This is a genomic window from Bradyrhizobium sp. CCBAU 11430 (assembly GCF_028128855.1).
Lineage (GTDB): Bacteria > Pseudomonadota > Alphaproteobacteria > Rhizobiales > Xanthobacteraceae > Bradyrhizobium > Bradyrhizobium ottawaense.
In genome coordinates, this window is sequence record NZ_LBJV01000007.1 from 206,719 (window position 1) to 220,677 (window position 13,959).

Here is a 13,959-nt window from a genome sequence, read left to right on the forward strand (position 1 = left end):
ATGAACGTAACGCCACGTCCGAACGCGATCATGCAGGCTGCGGTGTTCCATGGTCACGAACGCATCACCATCGAGCCGGTACGGATGCCCGACGTTGGGGCAGGCGAGGTGCTGGTACGGGTCTCGCGCACCGCGCTGTGCGGCTCGGACTTCAAGCTCTGGCACAAAGGCGCCGAGTTCACCGCCGGCCACGAGATTTTTGGCGTCGTCGAGCAGTCCGGCCATCGCCTGCATGGCCGCCGCTGCGCCGTCTATATCCCGTTGCACTGTGACCACTGTGCGGCCTGCAAGCGCGGCGACACCCAGATGTGCCTGGAGGTCTCGAGCCTGATCGGCTGGAACAGGCCGGGCGGCTACGCCGAATACGTGCCGGTGCCGGAAAACTGCCTGCTGCCGGTGCCCGACGATATCGAGGACAGCCTCGCGCCGCTCTTGCTCGACACCATCGGCACCTCCGGCCACGCCGTGCGGTTCGTCAGTCGCGTAGTGCAGCCGGACGAGGCAGGTGCGGTCCTCGTGATGGGAGCGGGGCCCGTCGGTCTCGGCGTCGTGCTGGCGCTCCGTAGTCTCGGTTATGACGACATCCACGTGGCCGATCCGAACGCTGCACGCTTGAATATCGCCCGATCGTTCGGCGTGAAACCGCATCCGGTCGGCGACACGTCGAAACGGTTCGCCCTCATCATGGAATGCTCCGGCGCGCACGCGGCGCGCAACCTCGGTATCGAGCTCGTCCTGCCGCGCGGGGCGCTGGTGCTGGTCGGCGAGAACGCCGCGCCCTGGACCATCGAGGAAGGCAAGGTGTTCCGCCGCAAGGATTTCTACATGATCCGGACCTTCTACTTCCCGGTTTCGGATTTCGAGCCGAACGTCGAACTGCTGCGCAGGTACAAGGACGAATACCGCGTTCTCGTCGACGGCGAGTTCGGCCTGTCCGCTTTGCCCGAGAATTTCGCCCGCTTCGCCAAAGGCGAGTTGATCAAGCCTGTACTGGCGCTGGACTAAGCGATATGGCCTCGATCTCGATCCGCAACCTTACCAAACGCTACGGCAATTTCACTGTGATCCCCGATCTCAACCTGGAGATCGCGGACCACGAATTCGTGGTTTTCGTCGGCCCGTCCGGTTGCGGAAAGTCGACTTTGCTCCGGATCATCGCAGGCCTCGAGCCGATTTCCTCCGGCGACCTCTACATCGGCGATACGCGCGTCAACGGCGTGCAGGCGGCGCAGCGCGACATCGCGATGGTGTTCCAGGATTACGCGCTCTATCCGCACATGCGGGTTTACGACAACATGTCCTTTGCGCTGGAGCTGCGGGGAACGCCGAAGGCGGAGATCGACGCGCGGGTGAAGCGCGCGGCGTCGCTGCTGCACATCGAGCCGTATCTCGACCGCAAGCCGAAGGAGCTCTCCGGCGGCCAGCGCCAGCGCGTCGCCATGGGGCGTGCGATCGTGCGCAATCCAAAAGCCTTCCTGTTCGATGAGCCGCTCTCGAATCTCGACGCCAAGCTGCGCGGGCAGGTGCGCGCCGAGATCAAGGCGCTGTCGCAGGAGCTCAAGACCACCATGGTCTTCGTGACGCATGACCAGATCGAGGCCATGACCATGGCCGACCGCATCGTGGTGCTTCAGAGCGGCATGATCCAGCAATATGACACGCCTGAGGCGGTCTACGAGCGGCCGGCCAACCAGTTCGTGGCCGGCTTCATCGGTTCGCCAGCCATGAATTTCTTTCCGGTCGAATGGCGACAGGAGCGTGCGATCCTTTCGCAAGGCGGAACGGTGGTGCCGCTGGGCGAGGAGACGGCAAACGGGCTGCGGCGGGCCGGCAGCGCTGTGCTTGGCATTCGTCCCGAACATTTTGCCGTTGCCACCGATGCCGCCGACGGCATTGCAGTGAACGTCAAGCTCGTTGAGCCGCTCGGCTCGGACACGCTGATCCATTTCGATCTTGCCGGCGCGGCATCCATCGCGCGGGTCGATCCGTCGCTACGACCGAAGGTCGGTGATCGCCTCAGCCTCCGCCCGCAACCCGGCCGGACGCATCTGTTCGACGCCGCAGACGGGCGGGCCTTGCGGTGAGATCGCCAGCGAACATTGGAAATCCGTCGGCGCTGGCAGAGCTCGTGTCCAAGGCGGATCGCGTGCAGGTGATTTGCCTCGGGCTGTCGGCGCTCGATCAGATCTGGCGCGTCGACCGGCTCTTTGCAGGCAGAAGCGAGAAGATCAAGGCCGCCGGCTACGGGACCCTCGGCGGCGGCATGGCCGCCAACGCCGCGGTTACGGTTGCAAGGCTCGGCGCGGCGGTCGCGTTCTGGGGCCGGGCAGGCAATGATGCCGCCGGCCAGGAGATGCGGTCCGCCTTCGGCGCCGAGGGCATCGATGTCGAGAATTTCCGGCTGTTTCCCGATGGCCGCTCGTCGGTCTCCGGGATCATCGTCGACAGCTCGGGCGAACGGCAGATCGTCAATTTCCGCGGTCTCTATCCGGAAGCAGCCGACTGGCTGCCGTTGGAGACGGTTTCCCGCGCATCCTCGGTGCTGGCAGATCCGCGCTGGGTCGAGGGGGCGGCAACGTTGTTCCGCGAAGCCCGCGCGCGCGGGATCCCGACGGTGCTCGACGGCGACATGGCCGATGCCGAGGTGTTCGAGCGGCTGTTGCCCCTGACTGACCACGCAATCTTCTCCGAGCCCGCGCTCACGGCTTTTGGCGGCTCGGCCAAGGATGAAACCCTCGCCGCGCTCGCCCGCTTCGGGTGTCGCATCATCGCCGTGACGCGCGGTGGCGAGGGTGTGAGCTGGTACGAGAACGGCCGCCTGCACCGGCAGGCGGCCTTCGCGGTCGATGTGGTCGACACCACGGGCGCCGGCGACGTCTTCCATGGCGCCTATGCCCTCGCGGTCGGCGCCGGCCTCGACGTGCGCGACGCGATGGCGTTTTCCGCCGCGGCGGCCGCAATGAAATGCCGCCACGCAGGCGGACGCAACGGAATCCCCACCATCAACGAGTGTCTTGCATTCATGAGGACGAAGCCATGAGAACGATTGGAAAGAACCGCGGCCTGGCGCGTCTGGCCGACGCGGACGGTCATTTTCGCATGGTCGCGCTGGATCAGCGGCCGCCGCTGTTTGACGCTATTGCGAAAGCAAAGGGGATTACGCGGGACCAGGTCGAGTATTCCGACGTGACGGCAGCAAAGCGTCTGCTCGTCGAGAACCTCGCGCCACATTGCAGCTCGATGCTGTTCGATCCGAATTTCGCGGTGCCCGCGGCCATCGATCTTCTGCCGCCGCGTTGCGGTCTCATCATGACCCTTGAAGAGCACCGGGTGGATGAGACATCGGGCGGACGCAAGTCGCGGGCGATCACCGATTGGAGCGTTGAGAAGATCCGCGCCATGGGCGGCGACGCCGTCAAGGTGCTGGCGTGGTACCGGCCGGACGCCGATGCTGCGGTCAACGAGCATCAGAAGCGGTTCGTTCGCGAGATCGGGCAGGATTGCGCCCGTCACGACATTCCCTACGTCCTGGAGCTGTTGGTCTATCCGTTCCTCGGCAGCGCTAATCACACCGCTGACTACGTGGAGTCGCCCGAAAAACTTCCAGGTCTGGTCATCGAGAGCGTGCGCGAGTTCGCCAAGCCGGAATATGGCGTCGACCTTCTGAAGCTGGAGAGCCCGCTGGCGGCCAACAATCTGCCTGCCCGGGATGGCGGCGCCGAGGCGAAAGCCGCGCAGACGGAGTTCGATGCGATCGGCGACATCTGCCGCGCGCGCAGCATCCCCTGGGTGCTGCTCTCCGGCGGTGCTGCGCCGGAGAAATTCGAACGGGTACTCGACTTTGCCTATGCCGCGGGCGCGGGCGGGTTTTTGGCGGGCCGCACGATCTGGCTCGATGCCGTCTTGAAGAATTTCCCGGACCGCGCGGCGGTTTCCGCCAGCCTGCGCAAGGATGGCCTTGGTGTGCTCGAACGGTTCAACGAGTTGACAAAGGCCAAGGGAACGCCCTGGAAGGCGCGCTTTCCCGTATTCACTGATATCAAGCGGGAAGGGGACTTCGCGCGCGCGTATTGAGCTGATGGCCGTTCCGCGTGGTCCGATCTCGGTCGCAGGATCTGCAACATGACGTCTGACAGCTTCACCATCCGCTCGATCGAAGCGCTCTGCTATCGCTATCCGTTGGCGACGCCGGTGGTGACGTCGTTCGGCCGCATGCTCAACCGCCCCGCCGTCTTCATTCGCGCCGTCGATGAAGATGGCGTCGAGGGATGGGGCGAGGCCTGGTCGAATTTTCCCGCGCCCGGTGCGGAGCATCGTGCGCGACTCGTGAACGAGGTGCTCGCGCCCGGTCTCGTCGGGCGCAAATTCGACGGTCCGGCTCAAGCCTTCGAGAGCCTGACGAGGGGCACCGAAGTGCTGGCGCTGCAATGCGGCGAACCCGGTCCGTTTGCGCAGGCGATCGCGGGCATCGATCTCGCGCTATGGGACCTCTCGGCGCGCCGTCGGCGCTTGCCGCTCTGGCGGCTGCTCGGGGGGCACGGCAGTACGATCAAGGTCTATGCCAGCGGCATCAATCCCGGCGGAGCCACGCAGACGGCCGAAGCCGCACTCGAGCGAGGTCATCGCGCATTGAAGTTGAAGGTCGGATTCGGCGCCGACATCGACCTCGGCAACCTCGCGGCTCTGCGCCAGATCGTCGGCGCGGGCATGCTAGCGGCGGATGCCAATCAGGGCTGGTCGGTCGACCAAGCGCTTCAGATGCTGGAGCGGCTTGGCGGGTTCGATCTGCGTTGGCTGGAAGAGCCTATCCGCGCCGATCGGCCACGCGAAGAATGGCTAAGACTGCGGGCAGGCGCGGACATGCCGATTGCGGCCGGCGAGAACATCTCGAGCGCCGAAGGCTTCAGGCAGGTGTTGACCGAGGACGTGCTCGGCGTGGTTCAGCCGGACATCGCGAAGTGGGGCGGGCTCACGGTCTGTGTCGGACTGGCGCGTGACATCCTCGACGCGCGCAAGACGTTTTGCCCGCACTATCTCGGCGGCGGCGTTGGACTGCTTGCCTCGGCTCATCTGCTTGCCGGCATCGGAGGGGATGGCTGGCTGGAGGTCGACGCCAACGACAATCCGCTGCGCGATTTGTTTTGCGGCTCCCTGGTCGACGTGCGCGAAGGCACGGTTCAGCTGAGTGACGACCCGGGGCTCGGAACAGTGCCGGATCTTTCAGCTATCGATCGCTATCGCAGCATCTAGATCAGTGCTTCGCCTAAAGTACCTCGGCCAAAGATTGGCCATGCAGCTCGATGTTCAATCCGCGCATGCCGAGGTCGTTGATCTCGCCGCCCATCGCCTTCAGGCTCTCCTCGCGGATCAGGGACATCAGCCCGCGGCGCAGCGCCAAAAATTCCGAGGACATCATCATGGATTGCTGTCGCGGCCGTTCCAGCGGAATTGGGATCTCCGCCTTGATCGAGCCGGGGCGCGCGGTCATGCAGTAGACCCGGTCGGACAGGAAGATCGCCTCGTCGATGTCGTGGGTGACGAACAGCACCGAGATCTTCAGCCGTTGCCACATGTTGGTGAGGATCTGCTGCATGATGACGCGGGTCTGGGCGTCGAGTGCACCGAAGGGCTCGTCCAGCAACAGCACTTTCGGCCCCGTGGCGAGCGCGCGGACGATGCCGACGCGCTGCTTCATGCCGCCGGAGAGCTTTTCCGGATAGTGCTTCTCGAAGGCCTCCAGGCCCGCCAGCCCGAGCAGCGTCCGGGCGGCGCGCTCACGCTGCGAGCGAGGCATGCCGCGCATCTTCAGCCCGAATTCGACGTTCTCCCGCACCGTCTTCCAGGGGAACAGCGAATATTGCTGGAACACCATGCCGCGCTCGGCACTGGGTCCGCTCACACGCTCGCCGTCGACGGTGACAATACCGGTGGTCGGCTTGAGGAAGCCCGCGACCGCATTGAGCAGCGTCGATTTTCCGCAGCCGGAGGGCCCGACGATCGAGACGAACTCGCCCGGCTTCACATGGATCTGCGTATCGGTGACCGCCTGGACCGGTCCCTCGATGCCGTCATAGCTGAGGGAGAAGCTCCTGACTTCGATATGGCCTTGCGGTGCCTTGGCGGGGATCTCGCTCATTTTGCTCTCCACGGCATCACCAATTGTCCGGCGCCCCGGATCAGCAGGCTCGATCCCAGGCCGAGAACGCCGATTGCGATCATGCCGAGCGCGATGTCGGCGTACTGGACCAGCGAATAGGCCTCCCAGGTGAAGTAGCCGATGCCGTACTGGCCGGAGATCATCTCGGCCGCGATCAGCGAGACCCATGCTACGCCCATGCCGACCGTGAGGCCGGTGAAGATGTGCGGCAGCGACGCCGGAAAATACACCTCGCGGAAGATCGAGCGCTCCCGCGCGCCGAGGCACTGTGCTGCGCGCACCAGCACGGGATCGACCAGCGTCATGCCGTGAAGTGTATTCACCAGGATCGGGAAGAACGAGCCGAGGAAGGTGATGTAGACGATGCTCTGCTCGTTGGTCGGCCACAGCATGATCGCCATCGGCACCCAGGCGATTGCCGGGATCGGTCGCAGCACTTCGGCGACCGGGAAGATGATCTCATGGACGAGCTTGAAGCGGCCCATCACGAGACCGAGCGGTACCCCGACGATGGCTGCAAGGGAGAAGCCGACGAGGATGCGCCGGCAGCTCAAGACGATGTGCATCAGGAATTTGGGATCGTGGATCGCCTTGGTGAAACTGGCATAGACCGCGAGCGGCGAGGGCACATTGGTGAATCGCACGAAGAACACGACGCGATAGGTCGTGAGCAGGTGCCAGACCAGCAGGAATGCCAGCAGCGAGGTGATGCCGATCGCGATCGCGCGCAGGCCGCCGCGGTTCAGTCGGTACCAGCGCAGCGCGAGCGTTCCGAAGGAGGGCGGGGTGGCGACGGGCTCCACGCCCGTCTCTGCAATGGCTGTTGCCGGCATGCTGTCCTCGGGATGTCTGAGGATGGCGGGACTACTCACGTCTTGCCTCCGCCGACCGCCGCCTTCACCGCGTCGTCGAAGCCCAGCACCTTGCCGCCGATCCTGGCGGCATAGGCTTCGGCGTCCTTCTTCAGCAGGAACGGCGCGACGTCGCCATCGCCGACGGCGAAGAAGGCCTGGTCGGCGAACAGCTTGATGCCGCGCGTGGTGTCGAAGACGTAGGCGACGTTGATCTTCTTGCCCTTGGCCTTGAAGTCGGCATAGGCCCCCAGGGTGCACACCGCGGACGCAAACGGCATGATGCCGGCATCATCCACCCAGACCTCACCGGCCTTGCGCGGATCGGTGATCGGCTTCTTGCAGAAGGTGTCTTCGCCGGCGATCTCGTAATTCTTGGTGCTCGCGAGCTGCGCGTCGTAATCGAGCTTCATCTCGGCATAGGCTTTGCGGATATGGCCATCGTCGACCCATTTTTTCGGATCGAATTCCTTCATCCGGCCGAGATTTTGCAGAACCTTGACGTCGGCGGTGGCGGCGTCGATCAATGCCGGCTTGACCGTGGGATCGGTGGTCATGTTGCCGCTGGGCCCCAGGAAGATGTACACCACTTCCTTGCTGATGCCGGTCCATTCCTGGATCTTCTCCGCGGCCAGCTTGGGATCGTCGCGCAGCCACTGATTGGCGGCAATGACCGCCTTCAGATAGGCGGTGACGACCTCCGGGTATTTATCGGCGAAATCGGTGCGGACCACGATGCCGTGGAAGGTCGGTACGTTGGTCTCGACGCCGTCAAAGATCTTCCGCGCGAAGCCGCGGAACGGCAGCAGCTCGGCGAAGGGAACGAAGTCGGCATGCGCGTCGATCTTCTTTTCCTGGAGATTGGTCGAGCCGACCTCCGGGCTCTGGCTGACGAGCTGGAAGAAGTCGGACGTGTAGCCACGGTCCTGCATCGCCTTGAGCACCATGCCATGGGCGGCGGAGCCGAACGGTACACTGACGAGCTTGCCCTTGAGATCAGCGAGATCGTAATAGGGCGAGTCCTTGTGAACGACGATGCCGTTGCCGGAGCCGGACAGGCTGTAGGCGGCGATACCGATCAGCCGGCTCTTGCTTTCGGGGTTACTTTCGAAGGTGAAGCCGTTCACGATCAGCGGATAGTCGCCCATCATGCCGATCTGCAGCTTGTTCGCCATCATCGCGTTGGTGACGGGCGGGCCGGAGGTGAAGTTCTGCCACTCCAGCTCGAACTTGATGTTGCTGTATTTGCCGTCCTTCGGCAGATATTTTTCGAGCAGGTGCAATTGGCGGATGACGACACCGGCGGTCACCGTGTTGGTTGTCGTATCCTGCGTTCCGATGCCAAGCGTGACGGTTTCCGCCGAGGCCGGCTGCGCGACCAGAAGGGCCAGCGACGTCACCGACGTCGCGATCGAGAGCGTGGAAAGACGGCGGACCATTCTCATCCTCATTCGGTTGGATGTGCTGTGGTTGCCATGATTGGGTGAGGGCCCGGACAGGGCAAATCCGGAATGAGCGCTGCAGTCGATTAGTTGCCGGGAAAGGCTGATTGCATACTCCTTGAGCAGTTCTGCACTATAAAGCCGCTTGCCTGAGCAGGGGCGATGGTCGCAAATTCGGTCAATCGGATGCGTGGCCGCGCATCTCCTCCAGCACGTCCGTCCGGCAGACCACGATCTGTGACCGCCTGGTTTGCACGATTCCCTTCTCCTGCATCCGCTTCAGGCTGATCGTGACCCATTGCCTGGTGGCACCGACCATGTGCGCGATGTCGGCATGGGTAAAGGCGGCTGCGATCACCCTGCCATCGGCGTCCTCAACACCATAGAGCTCGACGAGATGCAGCAGCAAATGCGAAAGGCGCTGCGTGATCGAGCGCGTTCCCAGCATCTGGGCGAGAGCCGAATAGCATTTGCCCTTGAACGTCAGGCCTTCGATCAGGCCGATCGCAAGGTTCGGGATCTCGACGGCGAGGGATCGCAGCTCCTTTCCGGGAAGGTGCACGACGCTGCAATTGCTGGACGCAACACCGGACCATTGATGCACCGTGCCCTCGAACACTTCCGGCCCGCCGACGAAATTGCCGACATGCCAATAGGCCAGCGTGATCTCGCGCCCGAGTGGGGAGGTGTAGAACACCCGGATACGGCCGCTCTCGATCAGCCAGATGCCGTCATGCTTGCCCCCCTGGCTGAACAGCGTCTGGCCGCGGTTGAGCACTTTTCGGCGGCCTTGCTTCAGCACCTGCTCCCGCTCCCGCGGGGAGAGCTTATCCATCAGCGGCGGGGGCCCGCCGATCCATTGCTGGTTCTCGGTGAGCAGCAGCGAGGAGCTGCCTGCAGGCCGGACTGCCGGGGGAACAGCCCCGCGCACCGCATTCGCCGCCTGCAACATCATCTGCCTCCGGAACGTTCAAATCGTTCTAAAGAGGAGCAATGTCCGTGCCAGATGAGAAAGCGCAAACTTCCTGCGTCATTCCGGGATGCGCGCAAAGCGCGCAGGCCCGGAATCCATAGCCACGAGCGGGGGTTATGGATTCCGGGCTCGCCCTTCGGGCGCCCCGGAATGACGTGTGTGGATGCGGGTCAGCGCCCCGCCAGGCTCAGCAAATACGTCTTCGGGTAAATCCCCCTGTTATGTCCGTCCGAGAACGAGATGTTCAGCCCATAGCCGAGATCGCCGATCTCGGTGATGGCGATGCCGGGAAAGTGTTCGGGGAAACGGCCGTCGAAGCGGGCGCGGATGCAGTGGGCGCATTTGCAGGAGAGGCGAAGTTTTTCGGCAGGGACGCTCAGCGCGTCGTCCAGCGTGGTGCGGACGAGGAGCATCGCCAGATCGGCGCTCGCTTCGTAGTCGGCCACGGTCGGTACTACCAAGGTCATGGTCATGACGTATCTCCGACCCTCTTCTACGGCGTCGCAGACGAGTGCGAATAGCAACTAGTTGCCAACGCCGGCCGCTCTCCGATCATCGCCCGCGAAATGTGAAACTAATCGACCGGGAGTTTCACTTCCGCGTTGCCGGATGCCCGTCTCTCCGAAACCTTGTGCGCGATCGAGGCACGGAGACGAGATGAGCGCATTTCAGAAAGAGACGGTTCTGTCGGTCCGGCACTGGACCGAGTCCCTGTTCAGCTTTACCGCGACGCGCGATCCCGGCTTTCGCTTCCAGAACGGCCAGTTCGCCATGATCGGGCTAGAGGTCGAGGGCAAGCCCTTGATGCGGGCCTACAGCATGGCGAGTGCCAATCACGAGGAAGCGCTCGAGTTCTTCTCGATCAAGGTGCAGGACGGTCCGCTGACCTCGCGCCTCCAGAAGATCAGCGAAGGCGACATCATCCTGGTCGGCCGCAAGGCGACGGGGACGTTGATCACCGGCAACCTCATTCCGGGAAAGCGCCTCCTGCTGCTTTCGACCGGCACGGGGCTCGCGCCGTTCGCCAGCCTGATCAAGGACCCCGACGTCTACGAGAACTATGAGACGATCGTGCTCGCCCATGGCTGCCGCCAAGTCTCTGAGCTCGCCTATGGCGAGCACGTGGTCGAAGGCCTCCGCAATCACGAGTTCTTCGGACCGCTGATCCGCGACAAGCTCGTCTACTATCCGACGGTCACCCGAGAGCCGTTCAGGAATCGTGGCCGCATCACCGATCTGATCGCCTCGGGCCAGCTCTTCGACGATATCGGGCAGGGCAGCCTCGATATCGAGACCGACCGCATCATGCTCTGCGGCAGCCCGGCGATGCTGGAGGAACTGCCCGCAATGTTCTCCGCGCGTGGCTTCGTCGAGGGAAACCACAGCCAGCCCGGGCATTTCGTGATCGAAAAGGCGTTCGTCGAGCGCTGAGGCGCAAATCGCGTCCCGTCGACAACTAATTGCTATCGCGGCGACGCCCTCTGAACAAATCTGATGCAAAGGCGCCGGAAATGCCGGCGAACCAGGAGCAAGCGATGGCACTAGATCAGATCGTCGACGGACTTTCGGAGGTTTCCTGCGATGTGCTGGTCATCGGCGGCGGCACAGCCGGCCCGATGGCTGCACTGAAGGCGAAGCTGAAGAATCCGAAGGCCAACGTCGTCCTGCTCGAAAAGGCCAACGTCAAGCGCTCCGGCGCGATCTCGATGGGCATGGACGGCTTGAATAATGCCGTCATCCCCGGCTATGCGACACCGGAGCAGTACACCAAGGAAATCACCATCGCCAATGACGGCATCGTCGACCAGAAGGCGGTCTATAAGTACGCGCAGAACTGCTACGGCATCATCGAAGAGCTCGACAGCTTCGGCATCCGCTTCCTGAAGAACGAGAACGGCGACTACGCCGTCAAGAAGGTGCATCATATCGGCACCTACGTGCTGCCGATGCCGAACGGCGAGACAGTGAAAAAGGCGCTCTACCGCCAGCTCCGGCGCGCCCGAATCCTGATCTCCAATCGCTACATGGCGACGCGACTGCTCAAGTCGGCAGATGGGCGCATCGCTGGCGCGGTCAGCGTCAATACGCGTACCGCAGAGATGCTGGTGATCAAGGCCAAGGCCGTCATCCTGTGCATGGGCGCGGCCGGCCGCCTGGGTCTGCCGACCTCCGGCTACATGTTCGGAACCTACGAGAATGCTGCCAATTCCGGCGATGGCTATTCGATGGCCTATCACGCCGGCGCCGCGCTTGCGAACCTCGAATGCTACCAGATCAATCCGCTGATCAAGGATTACAACGGTCCCGCCTGCGCCTATGTCGCCGGTCCCTTCGGCGCCTTTACCGCCAACAACGAGGGATCGCGCTTTATCGAATGCGACTACTGGTCCGGACAGATGATGCTCGAATTCTACAACGAGCTGCTGTCGGGTAAGGGCCCGGTGTTCCTCCAGCTCAAGCATCTCCACCCGGATACGATATCGGAAATCGAATCAACGCTGCACAAGGTGGAGCGGCCGACGCGTGGCCTGTTCCAGCAGGGACGCGGGGTCGATTACCGCAACGATTCGATCGAGATGCACATCTCCGAGATAGGCTTTTGCTCCGGCCATAGCGCCTCCGGCGTGTTCGTCGACGACAATGCGCGCACCACCGTGCCCGGCCTCTACGCCGCCGGCGACATGGCGAGCGTGCCGCACAATTACATGCTCGGCGCCTTCACCAACGGCGCGGTGGCCGGCATCGACGCGATGGAGTTCGCCGACAGCCACGACTTCGCGGAGTTCGATGCCGCCGACGTGGCCAGGGAGCGCGACCGCGTGATGGCGCCGACCAGGCGCGAGGACGGCATTCCGCCGAACCAGGTCGAGTACAAGACGCGGCGCCTGGTCAACGACTATCTCCAGCCGCCGAAGGTCACGCGCAAATACGAGCTCGGCATGCGCCGCCTCGCCGAGGCGCGGCAAGACATGCAGGAGCATATGATCGCACGTAACGCACACGAGCTGCTCCGCGCCCTTGAAGTGCAGTCGATCATGGACTGCGCCGACATGGCGGTACATGCCTCTTTGTATCGCGAGGAGAGCCGCTGGGGCCTCTATCACTGGCGCACGGATTTCCCGGAGAAGGACAACGAGAACTGGTTCTGCCACACCCTGCTGAGCAAACAGAACGGCAGGATGACCAGTGAGAAGCGCGCGGTCGAACCCTATGTCGTCCCGATCGCGGACGACGAGAAGGACCTCTACGACAAGCAGCGCATCCGCGCGACCGCCTGATCCATCGAACGACAAGCAACAGGAGATCTACGATGCCTCTCGCGTCCTATCAGACGTCGGTCCCGGTGGTCGTCGACGACGCCAAATGCATCGCCGACAAGGGCTGCACCGTCTGCGTCGACGTCTGCCCGCTCGACGTGCTCCGCATCAGCGACATGACCAACAAGGCCTACATGGCCTATGACGAGTGCTGGTACTGCATGCCCTGCGAGGCCGATTGCCCGACCGGCGCCGTCACCGTGAACATTCCCTATCTCTTGAGGTAGTCATGTCGAGTCCGTTCGAATCCTATGACGATCTCGAAGACGCCGACGAGCGGTTGCAAGCCGCTGATCCGGCCGAGCGGCGCGTCGCCATCATTGCGCTCGGCCATTCCGGCGATCCGGTTGCGGTCGCGCATCTCGCCAACATGGTGTCTGATCCCGACGCGGGCGTGCGCCAGCAGGTCGCGATGGCGCTCGGCGAGTTCGACGGGCGGGAAGCGGCGAATGCACTGGTCAAGCTGCTCGTCGATCCCGAGCGGATCGTGGCGTCGGCCGCAGCCGACAGTTTGGCCGAATTCAAGGATCCCGCTTGCGCCGAAATCATCCTGCCGCTGGTCAAGCATGCCCACGCCTTCGTCCGCATGGGCGCGCTGCGCGCGCTCAAGGAGTTGCGCCGCAAGGACACGCTGAAGCCTGCGCTGGAAGCGCTCCAGGATGGTGACGCGGCCGTCCGCGTGCAGGCGATCGGCGTCATCGGTTTCCTGAAGCTCGAAGAGTCGATCCCGGCGCTCACCGCGCTGATCCATGATCCCGACGCCCATGTGCGCCGCGCCGCGGTGAGCGCGCTCGCCTTCTCCCAGATGAAGCCTGCGGCCGAGACGATCACCCGCGCACTCAGGGATGCGGACTGGATGGTCCGGGAGATGGCAGCCGAGACGCTCGGGCTCAACGTCAACGGCTCGCTCGCCGCCGATCAGCTTATCGTCTCACTTGCCGACGGGTTTTGGCAGGTTCGGCTCAAGGCGATCCGCAGCCTCGGCAAGATGAAGGTCGAGCGCGCCCTGCGTCCGATCGGTAACTGCATCAACCATGAGCAGGCGAATTTGCGGAAGGAGGCGGCTGCCGCGCTCGGCGAGATCGCCGCCCCCGAAGGCGAGGCATACCTCGTGGTGATCGCCAACGATCCCGATCCTGACGTGCGCAAGAACGCGCGCTGGGCGCTACAGCAGATCGCCGCGCGAAAGGGGAAGGCGGGGCCGTAGGGCGGAAAGGGC

Annotated in this window: 14 protein-coding genes; 9 read left to right on the forward strand and 5 right to left on the reverse strand. The window is 63.6% G+C overall.

Annotated elements, in window-relative coordinates; all coding sequences use genetic code 11:
• The 5 genes from XI04_RS05755 to XI04_RS05775 are packed head-to-tail and all read left to right on the forward strand — an operon-like array spanning position 1 to position 5,250.
• Positions 1 to 1,005, forward strand: a complete 1,005-nt coding sequence (locus tag XI04_RS05755) for a zinc-dependent alcohol dehydrogenase family protein (protein ID WP_038970445.1) — start codon at positions 1 to 3, stop codon at positions 1,003 to 1,005.
• Positions 1,006 to 1,010: 5 nt separating this feature from the next.
• Positions 1,011 to 2,084 carry an ABC transporter ATP-binding protein gene (locus XI04_RS05760; protein WP_271608113.1) on the forward strand — a complete coding sequence of 358 codons (1,074 nt, stop codon included), beginning with the start codon at positions 1,011 to 1,013 and terminating at the stop codon, positions 2,082 to 2,084.
• Positions 2,085 to 2,128: 44 nt separating this feature from the next.
• On the forward strand, positions 2,129 to 3,040 hold the full coding sequence (locus tag XI04_RS05765) for a sugar kinase (RefSeq protein WP_271608112.1): 912 nt from the start codon (positions 2,129 to 2,131) through the stop codon (positions 3,038 to 3,040).
• Positions 3,037 to 4,074, forward strand: coding sequence for a tagatose 1,6-diphosphate aldolase (locus XI04_RS05770; protein ID WP_271608111.1), 1,038 nt, complete (start codon positions 3,037 to 3,039; stop codon positions 4,072 to 4,074). The genes XI04_RS05765 and XI04_RS05770 overlap by 4 nt, the downstream gene beginning before the upstream one ends.
• Before the next feature lie 48 nt (positions 4,075 to 4,122).
• Positions 4,123 to 5,250 carry a mandelate racemase/muconate lactonizing enzyme family protein gene (locus XI04_RS05775; RefSeq protein ID WP_271608110.1) on the forward strand — a complete coding sequence of 376 codons (1,128 nt, stop codon included), beginning with the start codon at positions 4,123 to 4,125 and terminating at the stop codon, positions 5,248 to 5,250.
• 13 nt (positions 5,251 to 5,263) lie between these two features.
• Here the strand turns inward: XI04_RS05775 and XI04_RS05780 are convergent, their stop codons facing one another.
• From XI04_RS05780 to XI04_RS05800, 5 genes are all read right to left on the reverse strand, one after another.
• Positions 5,264 to 6,136, reverse strand: coding sequence for an ABC transporter ATP-binding protein (locus XI04_RS05780; protein WP_183236006.1), 873 nt, complete (start codon positions 6,134 to 6,136; stop codon positions 5,264 to 5,266).
• Positions 6,133 to 7,029: an ABC transporter permease gene (locus tag XI04_RS05785; RefSeq protein WP_028143598.1), complete on the reverse strand. Its 897-nt coding sequence runs from the start codon at positions 7,027 to 7,029 to the stop codon at positions 6,133 to 6,135. The genes XI04_RS05780 and XI04_RS05785 overlap by 4 nt, the downstream gene beginning before the upstream one ends.
• A complete protein-coding gene (locus XI04_RS05790; protein ID WP_271608109.1) occupies positions 7,026 to 8,447 on the reverse strand; it encodes an ABC transporter substrate-binding protein in 1,422 nt (473 codons plus the stop codon). Before XI04_RS05790 ends, XI04_RS05785 begins: the two co-directional genes overlap by 4 nt.
• A gap of 181 nt (positions 8,448 to 8,628) precedes the next feature.
• Positions 8,629 to 9,405 (reverse strand): Crp/Fnr family transcriptional regulator, encoded by a 777-nt coding sequence (locus tag XI04_RS05795; protein ID WP_095426564.1) that lies wholly within the window; start codon positions 9,403 to 9,405, stop codon positions 8,629 to 8,631.
• A gap of 188 nt (positions 9,406 to 9,593) precedes the next feature.
• Positions 9,594 to 9,890: a gamma-butyrobetaine hydroxylase-like domain-containing protein gene (locus tag XI04_RS05800; RefSeq protein ID WP_028143601.1), complete on the reverse strand. Its 297-nt coding sequence runs from the start codon at positions 9,888 to 9,890 to the stop codon at positions 9,594 to 9,596.
• A 190-nt stretch (positions 9,891 to 10,080) separates the two neighbouring features.
• On the opposite strand from XI04_RS05800, the gene XI04_RS05805 reads away from it, so the two are divergent.
• From XI04_RS05805 to XI04_RS05820, 4 genes are all read left to right on the forward strand, one after another.
• Entirely contained in the window at positions 10,081 to 10,854 is a 774-nt protein-coding gene (locus XI04_RS05805; protein ID WP_028143602.1) for a ferredoxin--NADP reductase, read from the forward strand.
• A gap of 104 nt (positions 10,855 to 10,958) precedes the next feature.
• Positions 10,959 to 12,701 carry a fumarate reductase/succinate dehydrogenase flavoprotein subunit gene (locus XI04_RS05810; protein WP_028143603.1) on the forward strand — a complete coding sequence of 581 codons (1,743 nt, stop codon included), beginning with the start codon at positions 10,959 to 10,961 and terminating at the stop codon, positions 12,699 to 12,701.
• A gap of 32 nt (positions 12,702 to 12,733) precedes the next feature.
• Positions 12,734 to 12,967, forward strand: coding sequence for a 4Fe-4S dicluster domain-containing protein (locus tag XI04_RS05815; protein ID WP_007593252.1), 234 nt, complete (start codon positions 12,734 to 12,736; stop codon positions 12,965 to 12,967).
• A 2-nt stretch (positions 12,968 to 12,969) separates the two neighbouring features.
• The gene (locus XI04_RS05820; protein ID WP_028143604.1) at positions 12,970 to 13,947 is read left to right on the forward strand and encodes a HEAT repeat domain-containing protein; all 978 of its coding nucleotides are present in this window, start codon (positions 12,970 to 12,972) and stop codon (positions 13,945 to 13,947) included.
• Positions 13,948 to 13,959: the final 12 nt, after the last annotated feature.

Excerpts from the sequence above, each read along its gene's own strand:
- XI04_RS05755 (WP_038970445.1), top strand. The coding sequence starts at position 1 with ATGAACGTAACGCCACGTCCGAACGCGATCATGCAGGCTGCGGTGTTC.
- XI04_RS05760 (WP_271608113.1), top strand. The coding sequence starts at position 1,011 with ATGGCCTCGATCTCGATCCGCAACCTTACCAAACGCTACGGCAATTTC.
- XI04_RS05770 (WP_271608111.1), top strand. The coding sequence starts at position 3,037 with ATGAGAACGATTGGAAAGAACCGCGGCCTGGCGCGTCTGGCCGACGCG.
- XI04_RS05775 (WP_271608110.1), top strand. The coding sequence starts at position 4,123 with ATGACGTCTGACAGCTTCACCATCCGCTCGATCGAAGCGCTCTGCTAT.
- XI04_RS05780 (WP_183236006.1), bottom strand. The coding sequence starts at position 6,136 with ATGAGCGAGATCCCCGCCAAGGCACCGCAAGGCCATATCGAAGTCAGG.
- XI04_RS05790 (WP_271608109.1), bottom strand. The coding sequence starts at position 8,447 with ATGGTCCGCCGTCTTTCCACGCTCTCGATCGCGACGTCGGTGACGTCG.
- XI04_RS05795 (WP_095426564.1), bottom strand. The coding sequence starts at position 9,405 with ATGATGTTGCAGGCGGCGAATGCGGTGCGCGGGGCTGTTCCCCCGGCA.
- XI04_RS05800 (WP_028143601.1), bottom strand. The coding sequence starts at position 9,890 with ATGACCTTGGTAGTACCGACCGTGGCCGACTACGAAGCGAGCGCCGAT.
- XI04_RS05805 (WP_028143602.1), top strand. The coding sequence starts at position 10,081 with ATGAGCGCATTTCAGAAAGAGACGGTTCTGTCGGTCCGGCACTGGACC.
- XI04_RS05810 (WP_028143603.1), top strand. The coding sequence starts at position 10,959 with ATGGCACTAGATCAGATCGTCGACGGACTTTCGGAGGTTTCCTGCGAT.
- XI04_RS05815 (WP_007593252.1), top strand. The coding sequence starts at position 12,734 with ATGCCTCTCGCGTCCTATCAGACGTCGGTCCCGGTGGTCGTCGACGAC.
- XI04_RS05820 (WP_028143604.1), top strand. The coding sequence starts at position 12,970 with ATGTCGAGTCCGTTCGAATCCTATGACGATCTCGAAGACGCCGACGAG.